The organism is Pseudomonas tumuqii (assembly GCF_013184545.1).
Lineage (GTDB): Bacteria > Pseudomonadota > Gammaproteobacteria > Pseudomonadales > Pseudomonadaceae > Aquipseudomonas > Aquipseudomonas tumuqii.
On record NZ_JAAOJA010000040.1, the window covers coordinates 1 to 2488 of the forward strand.

Here is a 2488-nt window from a genome sequence, read left to right on the forward strand (position 1 = left end):
TCGAAACTCAGGTAGCGGTATACGTCCGCTGCCATGGTGTCGATTTCCTTCGCGTAGACCATGTATTCCTCAACGGTCGGCAGGCGACCGAGGATCGAGGCAACAGCGGCCAGCTCGGCCGAAGCCAGGTAGACGTTGGCACCATCGCCCAGACGGTTGGGGAAGTTACGAGTGGAGGTCGAAACCACGGTGGCGTTCGCCTCAACGCGTGCCTGGTTACCCATGCACAGCGAGCAGCCCGGCATTTCCATGCGCGCGCCGGCCTTGCCGTAGATGCCGTAGTAGCCTTCTTCGGTCAGCTGATGCTGGTCCATCTTGGTCGGCGGCGACAGCCACAGACGAGTCGGCAGGGTGCCTTCGACTTTTTCCAGCAACTTGCCGGCCGCGCGGAAGTGACCGATGTTGGTCATGCACGAACCGATGAACACTTCGTCGATCTTCTCGCCCTGAACGGAGGACAGCAGACGGGCGTCGTCCGGGTCGTTCGGTGCGCAGAGCACCGGCTCGTTGATCTCGGCCAGGTCGATTTCGATGATTTCGGCGTACTCGGCGTCCTGGTCGGCTTCCATCAGCTGCGGATCGGCTAGCCAGGCTTCCATCGCCTGGGCGCGACGTTCCATGGTGCGCGCATCGCCGTAGCCTTCGCTGATCATCCAGCGCAGCAGGGTGATGTTCGAACGCAGGTACTCGGCGATGGCCTTTTCCGGCAGCTTGATGGTGCAACCCGCGGCGGAACGCTCGGCGGAGGCGTCGGACAGCTCGAAAGCCTGTTCAACGGTCAGCTCGTCGAGGCCTTCGATCTCGAGGATGCGGCCGGAGAAGGCGTTGATCTTGCCTTTCTTCTCGACGGTCAATAGGCCCTTCTGGATGGCGTAGTAAGGGATGGCATGCACCAGGTCACGCAGGGTGATGCCCGGTTGCAGTTTGCCCTTGAAGCGCACCAGTACCGACTCCGGCATGTCCAGCGGCATTACGCCAGTGGCAGCGGCGAAGGCGACCAGGCCGGAACCGGCCGGGAAGGAGATGCCGATCGGGAAGCGGGTGTGCGAGTCACCACCGGTACCGACGGTATCCGGCAGCAGCATGCGGTTCAGCCAGCTGTGGATAATGCCGTCGCCAGGACGCAGGGACACGCCACCACGGGTGCGGATGAAATCCGGCAGGGTGTGGTGGGTGGTGACGTCGATTGGCTTTGGATAGGCCGCGGTGTGGCAGAACGACTGCATCACCAGGTCGGCGGAGAAGCCCAGGCAGGCGAGGTCTTTCAGCTCGTCGCGGGTCATCGGGCCGGTGGTGTCCTGGGAGCCGACGGTGGTCATCTTCGGTTCGCAGTAGGTGCCAGGGCGCACGCCTTGACCTTGCGGCAGACCGCACGCCTTGCCGACCATCTTCTGCGCCAGGGTGAAGCCCTTGCTGCTGGCAGCAGGCGGCTCGGGCAGCTTGAACAGGTCGGTTGGGCCCAGGCCCAGCTCGGCACGGGCCTTGTCGGTCAGACCGCGACCGATGATCAGCGGGATACGGCCGCCGGCACGGACTTCGTCGAGCAGCACCGGGGTCTTCATTTCGAAGGTAGCCAGCACTTCTTCGCTGTCATGTTTGCAGACTTTGCCGGCATGCGGGTACAGGTCGATCACGTCGCCCATGTTCAGCTTGGAAACGTCGAACTCGATCGGCAGGGCGCCGGCGTCTTCCATGGTGTTGTAGAAGATCGGCGCGATCTTGCTGCCGAAGCAGAAACCGCCAGCGCGCTTGTTCGGCACATTGGGGATGTCGTCGCCGAAGAACCACAGCACCGAGTTGGTGGCGGATTTGCGCGAGGAACCAGTACCGACCACGTCACCGACGTAGGCGATCGGGAAGCCATCGTTGCGCATCTGCTCGATCTGTTTCATCGGGCCGATGGCGCCTTGCTGATCCGGGACGATGCCGTCGCGGGCCATTTTCAGCATGGCCAGGGCGTGCAACGGGATATCCGGGCGCGACCAGGCATCGGGCGCCGGGGACAGGTCGTCGGTGTTGGTTTCGCCGGTGACCTTGAATACGCGCAGGCTGATCTTGTCGGCCAGGGTCGGGCGGTTCTTGAACCACTCGCCATCGGCCCAGGACTGCAGCACGCCCTTGGCGTGGACATTGCCGTTCTTGGCTTTTTCCGCGACGTCGTGGAAGGCGTCGAACATCAGCAGGGTGTGCTTCAGTTGCTCGGCAGTCACGGCAGCCAGTTCGCTGTCGTCGAGCAGCGCAACCAGGGTGGCGATGTTGTAGCCGCCCTGCATGGTGCCGAGCAGTTCGACGGCGTGTTGCTTGCTGATCAGCGGGGAGGAGGCTTCGCCTTTGGCAACGGCAGAGAGGAAACCGGCCTTGACGTAGGCGGCTTCGTCGACGCCTGGCGGTACGCGGTTGGTGATCAGGTCGAGCAGGAAAGCTTCTTCGCCTGCTGGCGGGTTTTTCAGCAGCTCGATCAGGCCTGCGGTTTGTTCGGCGGTCAGCG

At 63.2% G+C, this 2488-nt stretch carries 1 protein-coding gene; it reads right to left on the reverse strand.

From position 1 onward, the window contains the following. Positions 1–2488, reverse strand: a 2488-nt coding sequence (acnB, locus tag G9C89_RS24795) for a bifunctional aconitate hydratase 2/2-methylisocitrate dehydratase (protein ID WP_172153345.1), incomplete at both ends; no start/stop codon positions are given.